The 19498-nt window shown below is 41.5% G+C and carries 19 protein-coding genes; 4 read left to right on the top strand and 15 right to left on the bottom strand.

What is annotated here, in order from left to right; translation table 11 throughout:
* Positions 1–128: 128 nt before the first annotated feature.
* The 8 genes from ACVAMZ_RS00370 to ACVAMZ_RS00335 all read right to left on the bottom strand — a co-directional run bounded on the left by ACVAMZ_RS00370 (position 129) and on the right by ACVAMZ_RS00335 (position 5331).
* On the bottom strand, positions 129–971 hold the full coding sequence (locus ACVAMZ_RS00370) for an amino acid ABC transporter substrate-binding protein (RefSeq protein WP_461684701.1): 843 nt from the start codon (positions 969–971) through the stop codon (positions 129–131).
* 102 nt (positions 972–1073) lie between these two features.
* A complete protein-coding gene (locus ACVAMZ_RS00365) occupies positions 1074–1397 on the bottom strand; it encodes an AzlD domain-containing protein (protein WP_461684700.1) in 324 nt (107 codons plus the stop codon).
* The gene (locus ACVAMZ_RS00360) at positions 1387–2082 is read right to left on the bottom strand and encodes an AzlC family ABC transporter permease (RefSeq protein WP_461684699.1); all 696 of its coding nucleotides are present in this window, start codon (positions 2080–2082) and stop codon (positions 1387–1389) included. Before ACVAMZ_RS00360 ends, ACVAMZ_RS00365 begins: the two co-directional genes overlap by 11 nt.
* Positions 2083–2221: 139 nt before the next feature.
* Positions 2222–2830, bottom strand: a complete 609-nt coding sequence (locus ACVAMZ_RS00355; protein WP_461684698.1) for a hypothetical protein — start codon at positions 2828–2830, stop codon at positions 2222–2224.
* 66 nt (positions 2831–2896) lie between these two features.
* Entirely contained in the window at positions 2897–3907 is a 1011-nt protein-coding gene (tsaD, locus tag ACVAMZ_RS00350) for a tRNA (adenosine(37)-N6)-threonylcarbamoyltransferase complex transferase subunit TsaD (protein ID WP_414278444.1), read from the bottom strand.
* Positions 3897–4334 (bottom strand): ribosomal protein S18-alanine N-acetyltransferase, encoded by a 438-nt coding sequence (gene rimI / locus ACVAMZ_RS00345; RefSeq protein ID WP_414275251.1) that lies wholly within the window; start codon positions 4332–4334, stop codon positions 3897–3899. Before rimI ends, tsaD begins: the two co-directional genes overlap by 11 nt.
* A complete protein-coding gene (tsaB, locus tag ACVAMZ_RS00340) occupies positions 4331–5014 on the bottom strand; it encodes a tRNA (adenosine(37)-N6)-threonylcarbamoyltransferase complex dimerization subunit type 1 TsaB (RefSeq protein ID WP_461684697.1) in 684 nt (227 codons plus the stop codon). Before tsaB ends, rimI begins: the two co-directional genes overlap by 4 nt.
* 110 nt (positions 5015–5124) lie before the next feature.
* Positions 5125–5331, bottom strand: a complete 207-nt coding sequence (locus ACVAMZ_RS00335; RefSeq protein WP_461684696.1) for a hypothetical protein — start codon at positions 5329–5331, stop codon at positions 5125–5127.
* Positions 5332–5603: 272 nt separating this feature from the next.
* Here ACVAMZ_RS00335 and ACVAMZ_RS00330 point away from each other — a divergent pair, with 272 nt between their 5' ends.
* Both ACVAMZ_RS00330 and rnjA read left to right on the top strand, forming a co-directional pair.
* Complete coding sequence (locus tag ACVAMZ_RS00330; RefSeq protein WP_006149161.1) at positions 5604–5837, top strand: DNA-dependent RNA polymerase subunit epsilon; 234 nt, start codon at positions 5604–5606, stop codon at positions 5835–5837.
* Between the two features lies 1 nt (position 5838).
* Entirely contained in the window at positions 5839–7518 is a 1680-nt protein-coding gene (gene rnjA / locus ACVAMZ_RS00325) for a ribonuclease J1 (RefSeq protein ID WP_004250408.1), read from the top strand.
* 41 nt (positions 7519–7559) lie between these two features.
* Here rnjA and ACVAMZ_RS00320 read toward each other — a convergent pair whose 3' ends face one another.
* The 7 genes from ACVAMZ_RS00320 to ACVAMZ_RS00290 form a co-directional block, all read right to left on the bottom strand.
* Positions 7560–8597 carry an aldose epimerase family protein gene (locus ACVAMZ_RS00320; RefSeq protein ID WP_461684695.1) on the bottom strand — a complete coding sequence of 346 codons (1038 nt, stop codon included), beginning with the start codon at positions 8595–8597 and terminating at the stop codon, positions 7560–7562.
* Positions 8598–8607: 10 nt separating this feature from the next.
* Positions 8608–9774 carry an SIS domain-containing protein gene (locus ACVAMZ_RS00315; RefSeq protein WP_461684694.1) on the bottom strand — a complete coding sequence of 389 codons (1167 nt, stop codon included), beginning with the start codon at positions 9772–9774 and terminating at the stop codon, positions 8608–8610.
* 99 nt (positions 9775–9873) lie between these two features.
* Positions 9874–10278 carry a PTS sugar transporter subunit IIA gene (locus ACVAMZ_RS00310; RefSeq protein ID WP_000167445.1) on the bottom strand — a complete coding sequence of 135 codons (405 nt, stop codon included), beginning with the start codon at positions 10276–10278 and terminating at the stop codon, positions 9874–9876.
* 3 nt (positions 10279–10281) lie between these two features.
* Positions 10282–11103, bottom strand: coding sequence for a PTS system mannose/fructose/sorbose family transporter subunit IID (locus ACVAMZ_RS00305; protein WP_373094633.1), 822 nt, complete (start codon positions 11101–11103; stop codon positions 10282–10284).
* A complete protein-coding gene (locus ACVAMZ_RS00300; protein WP_414291581.1) occupies positions 11090–11995 on the bottom strand; it encodes a PTS mannose/fructose/sorbose/N-acetylgalactosamine transporter subunit IIC in 906 nt (301 codons plus the stop codon). Before ACVAMZ_RS00300 ends, ACVAMZ_RS00305 begins: the two co-directional genes overlap by 14 nt.
* A 26-nt stretch (positions 11996–12021) precedes the next feature.
* Positions 12022–12498 (bottom strand): PTS sugar transporter subunit IIB, encoded by a 477-nt coding sequence (locus tag ACVAMZ_RS00295; protein ID WP_006155184.1) that lies wholly within the window; start codon positions 12496–12498, stop codon positions 12022–12024.
* Positions 12495–14282, bottom strand: a complete 1788-nt coding sequence (locus ACVAMZ_RS00290) for a glycoside hydrolase family 35 protein (RefSeq protein WP_461684693.1) — start codon at positions 14280–14282, stop codon at positions 12495–12497. Before ACVAMZ_RS00290 ends, ACVAMZ_RS00295 begins: the two co-directional genes overlap by 4 nt.
* Positions 14283–14604: 322 nt before the next feature.
* On the opposite strand from ACVAMZ_RS00290, the gene ACVAMZ_RS00285 reads away from it, so the two are divergent.
* Positions 14605–15321 (top strand): GntR family transcriptional regulator, encoded by a 717-nt coding sequence (locus ACVAMZ_RS00285; protein ID WP_006153065.1) that lies wholly within the window; start codon positions 14605–14607, stop codon positions 15319–15321.
* Positions 15322–15592: 271 nt separating this feature from the next.
* Positions 15593–19468 carry an LPXTG-anchored beta-N-acetylhexosaminidase StrH gene (gene strH / locus ACVAMZ_RS00280; protein ID WP_461684692.1) on the top strand — a complete coding sequence of 1292 codons (3876 nt, stop codon included), beginning with the start codon at positions 15593–15595 and terminating at the stop codon, positions 19466–19468.
* Positions 19469–19498: the final 30 nt, after the last annotated feature.

Here is a 19498-nt window from a genome sequence, read left to right as displayed (position 1 = left end):
CCGTAATAGTATCTCATACTTTATTTGATTTAGCAAATTGTTATTAGATAGGCAGACATATAGTTTGAAACTATATGTCTAAAAGTTGCAAAATCATCCACCTACGAGAGAGTGGATGATTTACAAACTTATTTAATGTCAGCTTCTGCTGGGAGGTAAGAACCACCAAAGAACTGTTGAGATAGTTTTTCAAGAGTTCCGTCTTTGTATAGTTCTTGGATGCGTTTGTCCACAAAAGCCTTCAACTCATCTTGACCTTTGGCAAGAAGTGGATAAACATAAGGTTGTTGGTCACTTGGGAGTTCGATGACTTTCAAATTATCCAAACCTTGGTTTTTGATAACTGTCTCTACACCGATCTTGTCAAAAATCTTATAGTCAAATTGTCCATCGCTCAAACGAGACATGATTTGTTGGAAATCTGCCTTAGTATAATTAAGGATAGTTGGATTGTCCGCATGTTCTGTGTTGTATGCTTCCAATTGTTTAGCTGAGGTTGTTCCTTGAACGACTTCAGTAGATTTTCCACCGATATCATCAAGAGACTTGATGCTAGTGTCGTCCTTCTTCACAACAAGAACGTTAGGGTTTTTAGCAGTTGGCGCTGCGTAGAGGTATTTCTCTGCACGTTCTTTGGTATAACTAAGGTTGTTAACGGCCATTTGGTAACGATCGCTATCAAGTCCTGGGAAAATCCCTGACCACTCTGTCTTTTCAAACTTGACAGTATACTTGTCTGAGTCTTTAAAGATAGCACGAACAAGCTCAATCTCGTAACCTGTCAATTCACCATTTTCTTCATAGATAAATGGTTTTGGTGATCCGTTAGTTGCTACAACGATTTCTTTCTTACCAGATGTTGCTTCACCAGATGCAGCATCTTTCTTCTCACCACCTGAGCAAGCTGCTAATGCACCTGCAGCAACAAGCCCTAGGGCAGCAAGTGATGAATATTTAACGATTTTTTTCATGATATTTCCTCCAAAATAAGATACAGTCTTATCTTAACAGAAAAAAAGTAATTGCGCCATTATATGATTTCTATATTTGCCATAGGTTTTCTTTATGGCTGATTAAAAAACCAAGCGTAGGACTGCTATCAAGACCACTCCAAAGATAACCGTCCCCACCAGATTGCGGTAATGAAAGGCGACAAAGGCTGTCGGAAAGACTGCTAAAAAGTCTAGCCATTTGATTTGAGGGAAATCTCCAATCTTACCTGTCGCCACGCTTGATAAAATCAAGGCAAAAATAATAGAAACTGGTAGAAATTTCAAAAAGCGTTCGACAATAGGCGGCAACCCCTTGTACTTAGCAAGGATGAAAGGAATCATTCTCGGAATCCAAGTCACCAATCCAGAAAAAACGATTGCCATTAAAATATACTTACTGACCATCTAAAATCACCCCCATGGTACAACCTAGCAAGGTCGCAAACAGGACAGCTAGCGACTGAGACACTACTGTCAAGAGTACAAAAAAGGAAACAGCAACAACTCCCAGAATGATGAAGAGTTTCCGTAAGGGAATCCGTTTTTGCATAATCTGAAACTGGGAAGTGAAAATCCCGATAAACATCCCCACTAGGGCAAAATCTAGACCAAAAACTTCCGGATTTGGCAAAAGGCCACCAAGGGTTGTCCCAACTACTGTCCCAACAAACCAGGCTACATAGCTATTAAGATTGTTCCCATGCATCCACATAGGGTTGACCTTATCCGTATGAACCAACTCTCCCATCAAGACCCCGTAAGTCTCATCGGTCAAGAGACTGGACATTCCGATATTATGCCATAAGCTAGTATGACGGAAATAGGTCGACGCATGCAAACTCAGCAAGAAGAGACGCAGATTAATCAAAAAGACCGTCATAGCAATGGCTGCAACAGGCGCTTGAACTGCTATCAAGGCTATCATGGCAAACTGGGCACTCCCAGCATAGACAAAGAGGCTCATCAGGCCCATCTCAACAGGTGTTACATAGGGAGCTCCGATAATGCCACAAGCAAGGCCGATGCTAACATAGCCCAGTGCTGTTGGCATGGCTGCCTGCACACCTTCCCAAAATCCTTTTTCTTTCATAAAACTCCTTACCAGTGTTTCAGCAATCGACTGCTTATCAACAGTCACAATGAGGACTATTATAACACAATCAAAGAGGAGAAAATAGTCTGGAATTTGAAACTAATAGCAAGTATCAGCCCCTGAACAGTATGGTTCATTATGGATACATGAGAAATTGATCAATTCGAATTCTATACTTATAGCCTTCATTTTTTTCAGTATATTCATCTTCTATCGGGTAGACATCAACCCAGAGCTCTCTCCTTTGGCCTTGCAATTTGACTTTATAGCGATAGCCATCATCGTATAATCCTACTGTCTCGGTAGTTACGGATTTGAAAGTCGGAAGAGCTTCAATTTCTTTTTTTATAGTCTGGGATAAATTGTAGAGCGCCACTTGTTGCTCCATTTTTGAAGCTACAGAAATATGAACTGTCACTTCTTCCAAGCGATGTGATTTTGAAAATGTGAAATCTGCTCGACCTGTATAACCATTCAATGCAATATTTTCGTAATGATAGAAAAGCCGGCCTGTTTTATAGAAATAAGGATCCCTTGCATGCCAAGTGTCCCGAAAGGCGGTTTCCGTTTCTTCTATCACTTCATCAGCTTCTCCAAACACTTTTTCAAGAGATTTGAGGGGCATATTGAATGACAGTGACTCAAATAGAATCAATTGTATCTTTGGAATATGCTGGCAAGCTGACATACAGAGCAATAAAGCTCCAAGAGCAAGCACAACACTCATTGTTTTTTTAAATCTCATATTTCTACTATACTAAAAAACTCAGGCATTTGTCCAAGATAAAAGAGTTAACCTTAGGCTAACTCTCTATTCCATGGTATCAAAAGCCAGGCTAGGTTTGGCATTTAGCTCCAAGCCTGCAAAATTTTCTTTGTTCCACTCGCTAACGCTAGCATAGGCAATCATTCCCGCATTGTCTCCGCAAAGTCGTAGAGGTGGAATGATAACCTTGACATCGGTAATTTCTGATGCTAGGCGTTCCCTGAGGCCTTTGTTAGCTGCGACACCACCAGCTACGACTAGGGTTTTAACAGGATATTTCTCCAGGGCTTTCTTGGTTTTTGCCATGAGAATATCCATGACTGCTGCTTGGAAGGAAGCAGATAGGTCTTCCTTGGACAAGCTTTCTCCCTTTTGCTCGGCATTGTGGTGAAGATTGATAAAGGCAGATTTCAAACCTGAGAATGAAAACTCCAGATTGTCCTCCTTAATCATGGCTCGAGGGAAATCATAAACATCCTGACCTTGATGAGCTAACTCGTCAATCTCCCGACCTGCTGGATAGGTCAAGCCCATGACACGTCCAACCTTGTCATAGGCTTCACCAACTGCATCATCACGAGTTTCACCAACAATCTTATAATCACCAGCTTCAGAAACATAGACCAACTCTGTGTGTCCACCGCTGACTAAAAGAGCTAACAAAGGAAATTCCAAAGGTTCGACACTTTGAGCTGCCATGAGGTGGCCAGCCATGTGATTCACAGGAATCAAAGGAAGTCCATGAGCCCAAGCAAATGCCTTAGCAGCTGACAAACCAACAAGTAAGGCTCCGACCAATCCTGGTCCATACGTAACAGCAACAGCTGTCACGTCCTCTTCGGTAATCCCTGCCTCTGCCAGAGCTTCCTCGATACAAGCTGTGATGACTTCAACATGGTGGCGGCTAGCCACTTCTGGCACCACACCACCAAAACGTTTATGACTCTCAATTTGACTAGCAATGACATTGGACAAGAGCTCATCGTCGTTTTTCAGGACGGCGACACTGGTCTCATCACAGGATGTCTCAAATGCTAAAATATATCTATCCTTCATCTATTTCTCTCTTCATAATAATGGCATCCTCAACTGGATTATGGTAGTAGGCCTTTCTCTCAGCGATGACCGCCATTTTTTCTTTCTTGTAAAATGCTTGCGCTCGTTGATTAGACTTTCTGACTTCGAGGAAAATCTCCTTGTCTGTTTGCAATGTCGCAAACAAGGCTGAGGCTATCCCCTGTCCTTGATAGGCTTTCTTGACAGCGATTTGCAGGACTTCTGCTTCAAAAAGATTCTCCTGAATTGCTAGAAAACCTATCACTTCTTCCCCATCATAAGCTAGAGCATACCAAGTCTGGTCTTGAGACAGGTCTGCTTGGATTTGTTCCAACGTCCAAGGACTGACGGGATAAACATCCGTCATCACTTCGTAGATAGCTTGTGCCACATCAGGCTGCTGTTGGATTCGTTTGATTTCTATCATAGGCGTTTAATGTAAGACTCGCCAGACTCGGCGTGATTCTTAAGCCAATTTTCCTCAGCTTCGACTCGTTTGAGGTAATTCGGCACAAAGTCGTGCAAGGAGTCCGCTTTCTTATCCCAGGCCCAAAGAGCTAGATTCGCTGCATTTGGTAAGGTTTCTTGATAGTTAGCCTGTGGTAATTGCTCTTGAATCTGCTCGACAAAGGGACCCACTTCACCGACAAAGGTTACCTGGTCAGCATCCTTGACTTGCTCAAGGACTTCCGCAAAGGACAGATGCGCTTCTGGAAAGACAGGTTGAGCATGTTCATAAAAACCTGCATAAACATTGTTACGACGTGCGTCCATCAAGGGAACAACCAGACCTTGCTGCTGGCTCGGTACCAGAGCTAGAAGGCTCGATATCCCAACCAACTCAATGTTTAGGGTATGAGCCAAGGTCTTGGCAGTGGCTACTGCGATTCGCAAACCTGTATAGCTACCAGGCCCCTCTGCCACGACGATTCGATCCAAATCTTTGGGTGTCAAATCTAGATTGGTCATCAAAAAATCGATGGCAGGCATGAGGGTAATACTGTGATTCTTCTTAATATTAATCGTCGTCTCAGCAAGAAGCTGCTTGTCCTCTAAAATAGCTAGAGACAGAGCCTTACTGGACGTATCAAAAGCTAATACTTTCATAACACATTCCTATCTTTTTGTCTGCTTACTATTATACTACAAAAGCCGCCACATGGGAATTTTCTTTGTTTCCAAACAAAAATGTCCTGCCAAACAGACAGGACAAGCACTTAAGTATTCAAACCAAAGTAAAATACGAACCAGACCACATAGGTCACCAGGAGAAGGAAAAACGAATAAAGGGTCACGAAGCCAATCTGCCAAATGAGTTTGGCTTTCCGATACTCTAGCCGAGTATACAAAACATTTCCTCCGTAAACACAGGCAACGAATACCGCAAAGGCCAGAAGACGAATGATAATAGCTAGTTGAAACATATCCTGCCCTCCTTCATAAGGAAAAACCTCTTTTCTAACTTTATTATAGCACTTGCATCTTATGTCTTCAAATACTTATACAAGGTAAAATGAAACGCATTTCAAGCTCCTTACTTTCATGTTTCCTGCTTTTACTAATTCCCCTTTTTATGTTATAATTGAGATAATTGTAACGAATCAAGGTCAATACAGGCAGAAAATGAAATAGAAACAAACAGCTTCAAGCTGGTAATTTTTTGAATACAGCTGACCTGAAAACAGAAAGGAAACACATGATTTACAAAGTTTTTTATCAAGAAACTAAAGACCGTAGCCCACGTCGTGAAACAACACGCTCACTTTACTTAGACATCGATGCTAGTTCAGAACTTGAAGGACGCATTATTGCCCGTGAACTTGTTGAAAAAAACCGTCCAGAATTCAACGTTGAATATATCGAGCTCTTGTCAGACAAATTGCTAGACTACGAAAAAGAAACTGGCGCATTCGAAATTACGGAGTTCTAATATGGCCTATACTCTTAAACCAGAAGAAGTGGGAGTTTTTGCCATTGGTGGTCTAGGAGAAATCGGTAAAAATACATACGGAATCGAATACCAAGACGAAATCATCATTGTTGATGCAGGGATTAAATTCCCCGAGGATGACTTGCTTGGTATCGACTACGTTATCCCTGATTACTCTTATATTGTCGAAAACATCGACCGCGTCAAGGCTCTCTTGATTACACACGGACACGAGGACCATATTGGTGGGATTCCTTTCTTGCTCAAGCAAGCAAATATCCCTATCTATGCAGGTCCACTAGCTCTCGCTTTGATCCGTGGAAAACTCGAAGAGCATGGCCTTTTGCGCAATGCTACACTTCACGAAATCAACCACAACACTGAGTTGACCTTTAAAAATCTTAAAGCAACCTTCTTTAGAACAACTCACTCGATCCCAGAACCTTTGGGAATTGTTATCCACACACCTCAAGGAAAAATCGTCTGTACCGGTGACTTTAAGTTTGACTTTACACCAGTTGGTGAACCTGCAGACTTGCACCGTATGGCAGCCCTAGGTGAAGACGGAGTGCTTTGCTTACTCTCTGACTCGACAAATGCTGAAGTGCCAACCTTTACAAACTCTGAAAAGGTCGTTGGTCAGTCTATTATGAAGATTATCCAAGGTATCGAGGGACGTATCATCTTTGCATCCTTTGCCTCAAATATCTTCCGTCTCCAGCAAGCGACTGATGCCGCTGTTAAAACAGGTCGTAAGATTGCTGTCTTTGGACGCTCTATGGAGAAGGCTATTGTTAACGGAATCGAACTTGGCTACATCAAAGCGCCAAAGGGAACCTTCATCGAACCAAATGAAATCAAAGACTACCCTGCAGGTGAAATTCTTATCCTCTGTACAGGTAGTCAGGGTGAACCTATGGCGGCTCTCTCTCGTATCGCTAACGGAACCCACCGTCAAGTGCAACTCCAACCTGGCGATACGGTTATCTTCTCATCTAGTCCAATCCCAGGAAACACCACTAGCGTTAACAAGCTGATTAACATCATTTCTGAAGCTGGTGTTGAAGTCATCCATGGTAAGATTAACAACATCCATACATCTGGTCATGGTGGTCAGCAAGAACAAAAACTCATGCTCCGCCTCATCAAACCTAAATACTTCATGCCTGTTCACGGTGAATACCGCATGCAAAAAGTCCACGCTGGACTTGCCGTAGATACTGGAGTTGAAAAAGATAATATCTTTATCATGAGCAATGGTGATGTCCTTGCCCTTACTGCAAACTCTGCTCGTATCGCTGGTCATTTCAATGCTCAAGATATCTACGTCGATGGAAATCGGATCGGTGAAATCGGAGCAGCAGTCCTAAAAGACCGCCGAGACCTATCCGAAGATGGTGTCGTACTTGCCGTAGCAACGGTAGACTTTGAGTCTCAGATGATTATTTCTGGACCAGATATCCTTAGTCGTGGTTTCGTCTACATGCGCGAATCTGGCGACTTGATTCGTCAAAGCCAACGCATCCTTTTCAATGCTATTCGTATCGCTTTGAAAAACAAGGATGCCAGCGTCCAATCAGTCAATGGTGCTATCGTAAACGCCATTCGACCATTCCTTTACGAAAATACTGAACGTGAACCAATCATCATTCCGATGATTCTCACACCAGATGAAGAATAAGAAAAAATTCTCTGAAATCCTATGACTTCAGAGAATTTTTATTATTTAACAATGATTTCGTAACGAGTTTTGCTAGTGAAAGTTTCACCTGCTTTTAGAATGACTTGATCTTTCAGGTCACTGTGAATAGCATCTGGTAAAGCCTGTGCTTCAAGAGCAATTCCATTGTGCTGCATCATTGGCTGACCAGCGATGATGACACTCTCATCCACAAAGTTTGCGGTGTAAACTACAAAGCAAGGAGCTTCTGTCTTAAAGAGCAAGAAACGACCTGAGTTTTGGTCATAGAGGAAACCAGCATTGTCATGTCCTGCAGGCAGAGCAAATGGATGGTCCAAACCAGATACGAGTTGGATTTGTTCATCTTTGTCTGCAAAGATATCTTTCAACAAGGTACCATTATAGATATGTTTAACCACATCACGATTAGCATCTGGAGTTTTAGCTGGAACACCATCAGGAGCGATTGGATAGATGCCCTCAGTGTTCAATTGGAAGACATGGCGGTCAACCGTCTGAGTGAAATCGCCTGACAAGTTAAAGTAGCTATGATTGGTCGGATTAACCAAGGTATCCTGGTCCGTCGTCACCTTGTAGCTAACTTCGTAAGCACCATTTTCTTCCAAGTGGTAGCTAATCCAGATTTTAAGATTCCCAGGGAAACCTCCAGTACCGTCTGTTCTTTCTGTGTAAAGAGTCAAACCATGGTCGCTTACCTCGACTAGCTCAAACAAGCTAGAATCCCAACCTGTTGAGCCGCTGTGGTTACAGTTGCTTGCGTTATTGACTTCGAGTTCATAGGTTTTCCCATTCAATTCGAATGTCGCACCTGCGATACGACCTGCCACTGGACCTACACTCGCTCCATGTTTAGGACTGTTACCTACATAGCTGTCAAAATCATCAAAGCCTAGGATAACATTGGCAAAATTACCAGCCTTATCAGGAGTTACATAGCGTAGAATCGTTGCACCATAGGTCATGATTTCTAGTTGGTAGCCTGCTTCTGTTTCAAAGCGATAAGCGACAACATCCTTGTCATCAACTTTCCCAAATACACGTTCTGTGTATGTTTTCATCCTTTTCTCCTTATTTTTTGAATTCGTGAATAATAACACCTTGAACGACGCGGTTTACTGTACCTGTAGGGGATGGTGTATCAGGTCTGTTGCCAACCTTAAGCGAAGTCAAGAGAGCAAATAGTTGACCATAAACAATATAAGGGAATACACGGTAAACGTCATTCAAGACACCGCCACAGCCAAGTGCTACTTCCTTCACGTTTTCAAGACCAAAGGTTTGATCACTCAAGAGAACAACGCGACGAGCGATTTGATCCCCTGCAACTTCACGAACCAAGTCTAAGTCGTACTTACGAGTATATTCAGTTGTAGTACCAAAGACTAAAACTACAGTATCTTCATTGATAAGAGATTTTGGACCGTGACGGAAGCCGACTGGACTTTCATACATTGTCGCAACCTGACCAGCAGTCAATTCCAAAATTTTCAGTTGTGCCTCATGAGCAAGTCCGAAGAATGGACCTGCACCTAAGTAAATCACTCGGTTAAAGTCTAGGTCAACCAACTCTTTCACATCTGCCACATTGTCAAGAACTTTACGAGCAAGACTAGAAAGCACTTCAAAACGTTCAGCTTTAACAGCAAATTCAGTTGGATCGAATACCAAAAGTGCTGTCAACATCATTGAAGTAAAGCTTGATGTCATAGCAAAGCCAGCATCGTTAGAAGCTGCCGGTTGCAAGAGCAAGAGGTTACGATCGTCACCATGGGCTTGAAGTGCTAATTTTCCTTCAGCCGCACAAGTGATCGTTACTTGATAAAGCTCGTCAACTAAGGCCTTAGCCAGGTCAACCGTTGCTACACTCTCAGGTGAGTTTCCACTACGTGCAAATGATACCAAAACAGTCGCCACGTTTTTTTTCAAATAAGTTTGTGGGTTTGCAACGATATCTGTTGTCGCAATAGCATTGAAATTCCATTTACGTTCGTCATAGACTTCCTTAAAGTATGGAACCAAGGTATCACCTACATAAGCTGAAGTTCCAGCACCAGTCAGGATAACCTTGATGTAGTCATGTTTATCTGCAATTCCTTGCAAGAATGCTGCAATTTCATCACGGCAAGCTTGATAGGATTCAAAAGCTTCCTTCCAAACATCTGGTTGTTGGTAAATCTCGCGTGTGGTGATCTCTGCTCCCAACTCAAGCAAATCTTCTTTTGTATAATCTAGCATTGAAAACCTCTAATCTAATATTGTTTCATGATTGAAAACATGGGAATGGGAGTCGCTCCCATTCCCATGTATATTTTCTATAAGATGGTCTGTTACATCTTACTCGTCTTCATCGTCATCGAAGCTTGCCAATAAATCATTAACTTTCACAATGCTTTCTGAAGCACGACTCTTATAGTCCGCATCCATGCCTGTTAGGCTAGCATTGATAAATTCAATGACCATCGGAAGATTCATCCCTGCATACAGTTCAATGTCGCGACCTTCCATAATCAGACGGCTCACCACGTTACATGGTGTTCCACCAAGAAGATCTGCAAAGACTAGGAAATCATCTAAACCTTCAACAGCAGCTTCAAATTTAGCAGTAAATTCTTCTGGTCCATCTTCTGGAAGAAGAGCCACCGCATGAATGTTATCTTGTGGTCCCATAATCATTTCTGTGCTACCTTTAAGTTCTTCACAGAAACGACCGTGACTCACTAAAATCAATGATTTAGTCATAAATTATGCGCCCATTCCAAGCAAGAATTTTCCGATGAATGAAAGTCCAACTGCAAGAGCAATGATAATACCGATTGCTTTTGTAGAGTTCATACCTTTCTTACCAAGCAACCAGAAGATAAAGGCAGTGAAGATTGCTGGAAGCAAACGTGGGAAGATTGAGTTCAAGATGTCTTGGAAGTCAATCATCTTTTCACCGATTGGCAATTTGTATGAAATTTCAAAGTTGATCATTGTTGCTACAAGAGCACCCATCATGAATACACCAAGTACAGATGCAGCTTCAATCAAAGCTGTCAAAGTACTTTGCATGTTGTTGATAAGGTTAACCCCTTCTTTGTATGCAAATTCCAACTGTTTCCAACGGAAGATGTCATACGCTACTGCAACTGCGATCCAAAGGAAGATACCCCAAGGTTGGCCGGCAATAGCCATTGTTGCAGCGATAGATCCCATGATAGCAGGTACAAGTGAACCAAAGATTGTATCTCCAAGAGGAGCGAATGGTCCCATCAAACCTGTCTTGATACCGTTAACCGCATCTTTTGAGTCAACGCCATCTTTTTCTTCCATAGCAAGGTCAAAACCAGCGATGATTGTGTGGAAGAATGGTGAAGTGTTGAAGAATTGAGTATGAACTTTCATCATTTCTTTCAACTCAGGAGTTCCATCTCCATACATTTTACGCAATTGTGGCAAGATCATGTAAAGGTAACCTGATGCTTGCATACGTTCGTAGTTCCATCCCAATTGGAAAGTGAACAAGCTACGTTTGTTAATTTGATTAAAATCTTCTTTTGTTAATTTGTAATTAGAATTCGTCATCTTCAATTTCCCCACTTTCTGACTGTGTAGAAGGTGCTGCTACAGCAACTTTCTGGCTGTTCTTGAAGTGAACAACTGCAAGGAAGATACCAATGATAGAGATACCGATCATAGACAATCCTTTGAAGTTGTTAGCAAAACCGATAGTTTGAGCAACTTCAGCAGGAAGAGTGCCAATGATACCAGCAACTGCTCCACCAAGACTTATTACGTTTGAGTAAAGAACAGTCAACATAGCTGTCAAACCAAATCCCATAGCAAGATAGTGAAGGTTACGTTTAACTGGAAGGTAACGAAGCAAGATAGCGAATCCAAGACCTGGAAGCATACGACCTGCAAGAGTCAAACCGTCTGCAACCCATTGGTATTCTTTAACAAGATTTACAACACCTGTAACGAATTCTCCACCGAAAGCAAGGGCGAAGAATACTGGAAGGGCACGAGATAGAGCCCATGGAAGCGCACCAAGAAGGTAGTTGCGTTCGATTCCTTTATAGTCAAAGCGTTCGATCGCAGCATCAATACGGTGAGCGAAGAATGTTGTAGTCATACGACCAAGTACGTCGAAGTAAGTCAAGAGTGCCGCTACTGGTACAGCGATTGTAGTGATCGCAAGGTCTGTTTCAATACCTTGTGCAACTGAGAAAGCTGTCGCAAGAACCGCACCAGAAGTTGCGTCGATACGAGAAGCACCACCGAAGGTACCTACCCCAAGTACGAACAACTGCAAGCTACCACCGATAAACAAACCAGTTGTCAAATCTCCCATGACTAAACCAGTAATGAAACCAGCAAATACAGGGGAACCTGCAGAAGAAACGATCGTCAACTCATCACAGATTTGATAAGCTGAGTACAAAGTGAGAAGTAAAATTTGCCACCATTGTATCATAACAATGACCTCCTAAAAATTTTTTCCTATTTTAATAAGCTCAAAAAGTCTGAAACTGGATCATTTGGAACCATTTGAGCAGTGAGTTTAACACCTTTTTCCGCTAATTTACGGAAATCTTCTACATCTTTATCTACTACGTTGATAGAACGAGTGATAGGACGTGTTTCTGGTGTTTGAGACATGTTGCCGACATTGACAGTTTCAAGTGGCACACCTGCTTCTACCAAACCGAGGAAACGGTCAGGTTTGCGTGCTACAATCAACAGACGTTGGCTATCGTATTTACCAGCAAGGATATTCGCTGCTGCTTTATCAACTGGCAAAATACTAAGTTTTACACCTGGTGGTGTTGCAAGTTTCAAGCCGCTTTTTTCAACGTCGTTGTTCACAACATCATTGTCAACGACCATGATACGTGAAACATTAAGTTTAGCAGACCAAAGGTTTGCTACTTGTCCGTGAATTAAGCGCCCATCTATACGGCATCCTACAATTGTCATAAGTTTTCCCCCTTTATAAGTTTTAGTGTAGGTTTACAAGTTAAATGTATGTGTTCCTTATACTCCCCTTCTGTTTCAAAGATAATGATGCGGTTGGCACCTTCTTTGAGATAGCTATGTGGAATATAAAGAGATAAGGTTGGACCGACATTCCAGAAACGACCTAGATGATGTCCGTTGATATAAGCAATCCCTTTACCAAACTCAGATAAGTCTAAGTAGGTATCCTTTGGCGCCTCAATTTCAAAGTCATAAGCGTAAAAGGCAGGTTGCCCTTCTGTCCATCCCTTAGAGAAATCAATATTCTCTGGGTTATCAAGAGGAAGTGGATATTGCTTCCAGTTGAGCAAGAAATGCAAATCTTTACAAACACCTGTGCGAATTCCTTTTCGCTGTGTATCTGCTAAGAATTTGTGTCCATAGTTGACACGCCCCATATTTTCAATGAGGATGTCAAATCTAGAGAGCGCTTTCTTTTTACCTTGATAAAAAATATCTTCACCGATTTCTGTTTGGTACTGTGTTGCCACTCGTTTACCATCGATAAAGAGTTGAGCTCTATCACGTCCGTCAATAATTCGAATGCGTTCTTCATCCGCATCCCAACTTGCTTCCGTACGATAGAGTAGGTAGCCGTAACCTTGTCCTAGCTCTTCCATTTTCTTAGGGTAGAGACTTTCAATCGGACTGGATAGGCTATCCAAGGTTTCGAAAAGAGAAACTTTCTCGACCAGTGGAATGTTTTCTACTTCCATACTCTCTTTGTAAAGCGGTTCAGATTGCGGATACTCAGGATAGTAAGTCGCCATCATTTCTTTCACTGCGAAATATTTAGCAGTTGGGTTTCCAGCTTCATCAAGAAGAGCGTCGTAATCATAAGATGTTACTTGTGGTAAATCAATGGTTCCTCGAGCTGAACAACCATTCATAAAACCAAAGTTGGTTCCGCCGTGGAACATGTAAAGGTTAATAGATCCTTGCTCTAAAACCTCGTGGACAGCTTCTGCTAATTCCTCAGGTTCACGCTTGATGATTGGTTCTTTCCATCGATTGAACCAGCCATCCCAGAATTCCATACACATGAGTGGCCATTTCTTGCCGTGCTCATCAAAGAATTCTTGCATCTGTGAGAAATTATAAGCAGCCTTGGAACCAAAGTTCCCTGTCACAAAGAGATCATCCTCAATTAAGGTTCCAGCCTTAAGAGTTGCTCTCCATGGTCCATCTGATGTGAAAAGCGGACAAGTAACTGCTCGTTCTTCCATCAAACGTCGAATTTCCCTCAAGTAGGTCTTGTCCTCGCCATAGGATCCGTACTCATTTTCGACTTGCATCATGAGAATGTTCCCACCGTTTTCCAATAATCTCGGAACTAGACGTGGAAGCAACTGATTATAGTAGCGACCAACCATGTCAATGAAAGCCGGGTCAAATGACCGAATTCTCATATCCTTGGTCAAGAGCCATGCTGGTAAACCACCGAATTCCCACTCTGCACAGATAAATGGAGAAGGACGTACAATTGCATATAAGCCCAAATCTTGTGCAGTTTGAAGAAATCTCTCTAAATCAAGAGCACCTTCAAAATTAAAGTGTCCTTCAACAGGTTCATGCATGTTCCAAGCGACGTAAGTCTCAACTGTATTGAAGCCTAATGCTTTGAGGTTGTACAATGAATGATGCCAATCTTCCGCAGGAACTCTAAAATAATGAATGGCCCCAGACAAAATCTTGAATGGTTTCCCATCCAGATAGAAATCATCTTTAATTTCAAATCTTGCCATTCTTCCTCCCCTAAAAGCGAAAAGTTTGCGCTTTCATTTATTGTTATATCAACTATAAACCAATCGGGGAATAATGTCAATAGTTTTTGAAATTTTCTTTAAAATTTTTCTATTTTTTTACTGAATCTTTTCTAAAAATCTCCACAAATCCCATAAAATCAGCATTCTGAATAACTAACTAAAACAAGGAGCAAAACACGAATTATTTATATGTATTCTAATTTCTTATCCTGATATTTTAATTTTTTTTAGTGCTATTCAGCTATTTTTAAGAATTTATGTTAAAATGATAAGTGGAGAAGGAAAAAAATGAGGTGAAAATATGGCAATTCCAAAGTATCAATACATTAAAGATGAATTGAAAAATAAGATCATTTCTGGTCAATTTGCTAGTGGAGATAAGTTCTACACTGAAGCAGAATTGATTTCCATGTATGATGTTAGTTCAATCACAGTAGTTCGTGCCTTGAATGACCTTGCCAAAGACGGATATATCGTCCGCCAACAAGGTAAGGGAACTTTCGTAGCTCGTGCACGTAAGCATAAACTCGTTGAATTTTCTGATGTAGAAATCTTCGAAACCAAAGATGATAAAGTAACTGTTCTTTCTATAGAACGTGGAAACGATCTTAAATATTTAGAAAAACTCGGCCTACGTGGCGATCAATTCTATTATAAGATTGAACGTGTTCGTGAAACAAACGGTGTTACCTATATCTATCACAATTCATACATACCTGAACAATACATCAATGCCAACTATCCAAATCTTGAATACTATAGTTCTATCTATACTCGTTTCAAATTGGACTACCACATTCACATGAATGACGAGCATTTTGAAGAAATTAACGAAATTGTATTTCCGACTCCAAAACATGCCGCTTCTATTTTAGGAATCGACACTAAATTCCCAACTGTTTTCCAAACTAAGACAACTCAGCTTGAAGCAACTGGACAAGTTTTGGAATACATCGAAACTTATAAACGTTCTGATTTCTACAAAATTAAATTCATTTCTTGTGACCGTGGTCACTAATTTATAAAAATCCTGAGGCAACTGTCTCAGGTTTTTTATATACCCATTATAGCATCAGCTCCCTTCCCTGAGAATAGCATTTTAAGCAATTCTTTAATTAGTAACCTTTTTACTAAAAAATAGTCAAAATTAGAAAAATATATCTTAATTTATAAATTATTCTATTTTTTATAGTAATTTCCTCAAAAACTTGACTTTATTTTAGTTAGAACATAAAATAGGATTAGTATGTGAAAACGCTATCAAAAAAATTCAAAAGGGAGGTTTTTTAATGAAACCAGAAAATAAACAGCGCTTCTCTATTCGTAAATATGCAATCGGAGCAGCTTCTGTATTGATCGGCTTTGCCTTTCAGGCTCAAGCTGTTGCTGCCGACGGAGTTGTGCCTGCTCCAGCAGAAAATCAGCCTGCTGTCCAAACTACTGGAGAAGTCACTCCACCAACGAGTGAAGAAAAGCTCGAGACTACTCCAACAACAGAAAACGTCACTCCAGCTACTCCAGTAGCAACTACTGAAGCTCCAAAAGTTGAAGTTGCTCCTACACCTGCTGTAGAAGAGCCTCTTGCAACCGAAGTAGCTCCAGCTAAACCAGAAGTCACTGAAGAAGCTAAGAAGACAGAATCTGAAAAAGAAAAAGAAGAAAATAAAGAAGTTGCTACAATTGAGGCTCCTGTAGGCGCTACAGAGAAAGCAGCTCAAGTAAATGAAAAACTTGCTAAAAAGAAAATCGTCTCAATCGATGCTGGACGTAAATACTTCTCTCCAGATCAACTGAAAGAAATCATCGATAAAGCAAAACACTATGGCTATACTGACCTTCACCTTTTAGTCGGAAACGATGGCTTGCGCTTCATGCTTGATGATATGTCTCTAACTGTAGGTGACAAAACTTATGCCAGCGATGATGTCAAACGTGCTGTTGAAAATGGAACCAATGCCTACTACAACGATCCAAATGGCAATCATCTGACTGAAAGCCAAATGACTGATTTGATTAGTTATGCTAAGGATAAAGGAATTGGACTTATCCCAACAGTCAATAGCCCAGGTCACATGGATGCTATCCTTAACGCCATGAAAGAGCTTGGCATTGAAAAGCCTAACTTCAACTACTTTGGTAAAGAATCTGCACGTACTGTTGACCTTGATAATGAAAAAGCAGTTGCCTTCACAAAAGCTTTGATTGATAAATACGCTGCTTACTTTGCTGGCAAGTCTGAAATCTTCAACATCGGTTTGGATGAGTATGCTAATGACGCTACTGATGCCAAAGGATGGAGTGTGCTTCAAGCCTATAAATGGTATCCAGAAGATGGCTTCCCAGATAAGGGTTATGATAAATTCATCGCCTATGCTAACGATCTAGCTCGTATCGTCAAGTCTCACGGTCTGAAACCAATGGCCTTTAATGATGGTATCTACTATAATAGTGACACTACTTTTGGCACCTTTGACAAAGATATCATCGTCTCTATGTGGACTGGTGGCTGGGGTGGTTACGATGTCGCTTCTTCTAAACTACTTGTTGAAAAAGGGCACGAAATCCTCAACACTAATGATGCTTGGTACTACGTTCTCGGCCGTAACGCTGATGGACAAGGTTGGTATAACCTAGACCAAGGTTTGAACGGTATTAAGAGCACACCGATTACTTCTGTTCCAAAAACTGAAGGTGCCGATATCCCTATCATCGGTGGTATGGTAGCTGCTTGGGCCGATACTCCATCTGCCCGCTACTCTCCATCTCGCCTCTTCAAACTCATGCGTCAATTCGCGAACTCAAATGCTGAATATTTCGCCGCTGACTACGAGTCTGCTGAACAAGCTCTTAAAGAAGTGCCAACTGACCTTAGTCGCTATACTGCAGAAAGTATTGCTGCCGTTAAAGAAGCTGAAAAAGCCATTCGCTCTCTTGATAGCAACCTTAGTCGTGCTGAACAAGATAGTATTGACCAAGCAATTGCAAAACTCCAAGAAGCTGTTAGCAACTTAACCTTCACACCAGAAGCTCAAAAAGAAGAAGATGCCAAACGTGAAGTTGAAAAACTTGAGAAAAACAAGGTTATCTCAATCGATGCTGGACGTAAATACTTCACTCTAGACCAACTAAAACGTATCGTAGATAAAGCCAGCGAACTTGGTTACTCTGACCTTCATCTCCTCCTTGGAAATGATGGACTTCGCTTCCTATTGGATGACATGACAATCACTGCAAACGGCAAGACCTATGCAAGTGACGATGTAAAAAATGCCATCATTGAAGGAACAAAATCTTACTACGACGATCCAAATGGAACAACTTTGAACCAGGCTGAAATCACTGAACTCATCCAGTATGCTAAGGATAGAGGTATTGGAATCATCCCTGCTATCAACAGTCCTGGCCACATGGATGCTATGCTTGTCGCTATGGAAAAATTAGGCATTGCAAACCCTCAAGCTAACTTTGACAAGGTTTCAAAAACAACCATGGACCTTGAAAACGAAGAAGCAATGAACTTTACAAAAGCCCTTATTGGCAAGTACATGGACTTCTTTGCAGGCAAGACTAAAATCTTTAACTATGGTACAGATGAGTATGCAAATGATGCTACCAACGCTCAAGGTTGGTACTACCTCAAGTGGTATGGCCTCTATGGTAAATTTGCTGAGTACTCTAATAGTCTAGCTGCTATGGCAAAAGAAAAAGGTCTACAACCAATGGCCTTTAACGATGGCTTCTACTACGATGATAATGACGATGTTGAGTTTGATAAAGATGTCATCATCTCTTACTGGTCTAAAGGCTGGTGGGGTTACAACCTTGCATCTCCTCAATATCTAGCAAGTAAGGGTTACAAAATCCTTAACACTAACGGAGACTGGTACTATGTTCTAGGCAATCATAAAAATGACGAAGCCTACCCTCTATCAAAAGCAATTGAAAATACTGAAAAAGTACCATTCAAGCAACTAGCTTCAACCAAGTATCCGGAAGTCGATCTTCCAACAACTGGTAGTATGCTAGCCATCTGGGCAGACAAACCTCAAGCTGAGTACAAGGAAGAAGAAATCTTTGAGCTCATGACTGCCTTTGCAGACCACAACAAAGACTACTTCCGTGCTGACTACAAGGCTCTACGTGAGGAACTTGCTAAAATCCCTGAAAACTTAGAAGGATATAGCACAGAAAGCCTCGATGCTCTCAAGGCTGCTAAAGATGCTCTGAACTACAATCTCAACCGTAATAAACAAGCTGAGTTGGATACGCTTGTAGCCAACCTTAAAGCTACAAGACTTGGCCTCAAACCAGCTGCAACTCACTCAGGAAGTCTTGACGAAAATGAAGTTGCTGCCAACGTTGAAAATCGACCAGAGCTTATCACAAGAACGGAAGAAATTCCATTTGAGACTGTCAAGAAGGAAAATCCTAACCTTCCAGCAGGACAAGAAAAAGTTGTCACTGAAGGTGCCAAAGGCGAACGTACAATCTACGTCTCAGTTACTACTGAAAATGGTAAAGAAACCGAAACAGTTCTTGAAGAAAAAATCACAAAAGAAGCTATCAACCAAGTGGTTGAAGTTGGAACTCCAGTCACTCATGTCGGTGACGAAGAAGGAGTCGCTCCTGTTGCAGATGCCAAACCACGTGTTGTGATTGAGGACGAAGAAATTCCGTTTACAACTATTACTCGTGAAACTGATGTCTTACCTAAAGGAGAAACTCGTGTCGTAACTGAAGGCGTCAAGGGTCGTCGTAGTCATTTCTATTCTGTGTCTACTGCTGCTGACGGAAGCGAAGTTAAAACATTGGTTACAAGTGTTGTCGCTCAAGAACCAGTTACTCAAATCATCGAAATCGGAACTCCTGTAACACATGTGGGAAATGAAAAAGGTCTAGCTCCTGTTGCAGAAGAAAAACCTGCACTAGAGATTCCAAATGTGCCAACTCCTGTCGCAGAAGAAAAACCGAAATTAGAAATTCCAAATGTACCAGCTCCAGAAACTGTTCCTGCTAAGGAAAACAAAGCACTTCCTCAAGGTCCAGCTCCTGTAGCAAAAGAAAATAAACTTCCTGAGACAGGAAGCCAAGGTTCAGAATGGTTGATTGCTACAGGTCTCATGGCTGCTCTCACAGCTTATGGACTAAGCAAGAAAAAAGATTAAGCACAAATAAAAAGCGAGATAGAATCTCGC

The sequence above is a fragment of the Streptococcus sp. KHUD_017 genome, from assembly GCF_054861245.1.
The sequence above is the reverse complement of the archived record's forward strand: the minus strand, read 5'-3'. Positions and strand labels throughout refer to the sequence as shown.

Coding starts and splice junctions, on each gene's coding strand:
- ACVAMZ_RS00370 (WP_461684701.1), bottom strand. CDS start 971: ATGAAAAAAATCGTTAAATATTCATCACTTGCTGCCCTAGGGCTTGTT.
- ACVAMZ_RS00365 (WP_461684700.1), bottom strand. CDS start 1,397: ATGGTCAGTAAGTATATTTTAATGGCAATCGTTTTTTCTGGATTGGTG.
- ACVAMZ_RS00360 (WP_461684699.1), bottom strand. CDS start 2,082: ATGAAAGAAAAAGGATTTTGGGAAGGTGTGCAGGCAGCCATGCCAACA.
- ACVAMZ_RS00355 (WP_461684698.1), bottom strand. CDS start 2,830: ATGAGATTTAAAAAAACAATGAGTGTTGTGCTTGCTCTTGGAGCTTTA.
- tsaD (WP_414278444.1), bottom strand. CDS start 3,907: ATGAAGGATAGATATATTTTAGCATTTGAGACATCCTGTGATGAGACC.
- rimI (WP_414275251.1), bottom strand. CDS start 4,334: ATGATAGAAATCAAACGAATCCAACAGCAGCCTGATGTGGCACAAGCT.
- tsaB (WP_461684697.1), bottom strand. CDS start 5,014: ATGAAAGTATTAGCTTTTGATACGTCCAGTAAGGCTCTGTCTCTAGCT.
- ACVAMZ_RS00335 (WP_461684696.1), bottom strand. CDS start 5,331: ATGTTTCAACTAGCTATTATCATTCGTCTTCTGGCCTTTGCGGTATTC.
- ACVAMZ_RS00330 (WP_006149161.1), top strand. CDS start 5,604: ATGATTTACAAAGTTTTTTATCAAGAAACTAAAGACCGTAGCCCACGT.
- rnjA (WP_004250408.1), top strand. CDS start 5,839: ATGGCCTATACTCTTAAACCAGAAGAAGTGGGAGTTTTTGCCATTGGT.
- ACVAMZ_RS00320 (WP_461684695.1), bottom strand. CDS start 8,597: ATGAAAACATACACAGAACGTGTATTTGGGAAAGTTGATGACAAGGAT.
- ACVAMZ_RS00315 (WP_461684694.1), bottom strand. CDS start 9,774: ATGCTAGATTATACAAAAGAAGATTTGCTTGAGTTGGGAGCAGAGATC.
- ACVAMZ_RS00310 (WP_000167445.1), bottom strand. CDS start 10,278: ATGACTAAATCATTGATTTTAGTGAGTCACGGTCGTTTCTGTGAAGAA.
- ACVAMZ_RS00305 (WP_373094633.1), bottom strand. CDS start 11,103: ATGACGAATTCTAATTACAAATTAACAAAAGAAGATTTTAATCAAATT.
- ACVAMZ_RS00300 (WP_414291581.1), bottom strand. CDS start 11,995: ATGATACAATGGTGGCAAATTTTACTTCTCACTTTGTACTCAGCTTAT.
- ACVAMZ_RS00295 (WP_006155184.1), bottom strand. CDS start 12,498: ATGACAATTGTAGGATGCCGTATAGATGGGCGCTTAATTCACGGACAA.
- ACVAMZ_RS00290 (WP_461684693.1), bottom strand. CDS start 14,282: ATGGCAAGATTTGAAATTAAAGATGATTTCTATCTGGATGGGAAACCA.
- ACVAMZ_RS00285 (WP_006153065.1), top strand. CDS start 14,605: ATGGCAATTCCAAAGTATCAATACATTAAAGATGAATTGAAAAATAAG.
- strH (WP_461684692.1), top strand. CDS start 15,593: ATGAAACCAGAAAATAAACAGCGCTTCTCTATTCGTAAATATGCAATC.